Raw genomic sequence first — 1,322 nt, 5'->3', positions numbered from 1 at the left:
TCGGGTAGCGATCGAGGTCCGGATCGATGGTCAGCTGGAAGCTGCTCCAGCCGTTCTGGCCGGCCTTCTGCACCTCAAAGGTCCAGCTGCCTTTCGCCAGCCCGGACGGCGTCCACGACCAGTTGCCTGTGTTGTCCACGCTCACCGTGGTGGAGGCGTAGCTGCCGGTGCCGAGCTTGTAGCGCAGCGTGATGGTGCCGTTGGACGGGCCGCTGCCGCGCAGGGTCGGCGTGGTGTCGTCGGTGCTGCTGCCGCTGCTCAGGCTGCCCGTCACCGGGCCGACGTTGTCGAACGCGCTGTCGATGCTGGCGTTGCGATCCGCGTTGGAATCGATGGTCAGCTCGTAGCGGCTCGCGCTTTCCTGACCGTCTTTCTTCACCTCAAAGGTCCAGTGTCCGTCCTCCAGATCTGGCGCGGTCCACGTCCAGTTCCCGCTGGCGTCCACTTTAACCATGATGCCGCCGCTGCGGTCGCCGTTGCTGTACTTCAGTGCGATGCTGCTGTTGGCCGGGCCGGTGCCGCGCAGCGTTGGCGTGCTGTCGTCGGTGGTCCCGCCGTTGGCAATGGTGCCGGTCACGGCGCCGAAGTCATCCCAGGCGCTGTTGATCACGGCATCGCGGTCCACGGTGGGATCGATGGTCAGCTGGAAGCTGCTCCAGCCGCTCTGGCCGGCTTTCTGCACCTCAAAGGTCCAGCTGCCGTTGGCCAGCGCGGACGGCGTCCACGTCCACTTGCCGTTGCCGTCCACGCTTACCGTGGTGCTGGCGTAGCTGCCGCTGCCAAGCTTGTAGCGCATCGTGATGGTGCTGTTGGCCGGGCCGCTGCCGCGCAGGGTTGGCGTGCTGTCGTCGGTGCTGCTGCCGCTGCTCAGGCTGCCGGTCACCGGGCCGACGTTATCCAGCGCGCTGTCGATGGTCGGGTAACGATCGAGGTCCGGATCGATGGTCAGCTGGAAGCTGTTCCAGCCACTCTGGCCGGCGTTCTGCACCTCAAAGGTCCAGCTGCCCTTCGCCAGCCCGGACGGCGTCCACGACCAGTTGCCTGCGTTATCCACGCTCACCGTGGTGGAGGCGTAGCTGCCGCTGCCGAGCTTGTAGCGCAGGGTGATGACGCTGTTGGCCGGGCCGGTGCCGCGCAGGGTCGGGGTGCTGTCATCGGTGGACGCGCCGCTGCTCAGGCTGCCGGTTACCGGGCCGACGTTGTCCAGCGCATCGGTAATCACCGGTCCGGCGGCAGCAACGTACTTCAGAATAAATTTCCCGGTCCAGCCGCTGATAACGTCGCCGTTTTGCGCCTTCGCGTGAAACTCCCAGGTGCCGTTT

The 1,322-nt window shown here is 66.1% G+C and carries 1 protein-coding gene; it reads right to left on the bottom strand.

Annotation, left to right across the window (positions count from 1 at the left end):
• Nucleotides 1–1,322: Ig-like domain-containing protein (locus tag PZBJ_RS24135; RefSeq protein ID WP_240632906.1), on the bottom strand; the 1,322-nt coding region annotated here is incomplete at both ends.

This window comes from Pantoea endophytica, assembly GCF_002858935.1.
In the GTDB taxonomy this organism is placed as follows: Bacteria; Pseudomonadota; Gammaproteobacteria; order Enterobacterales; family Enterobacteriaceae; genus Pantoea; species Pantoea leporis.
The sequence above is the reverse complement of the archived record's forward strand: the minus strand, read 5'-3'. Positions and strand labels throughout refer to the sequence as shown.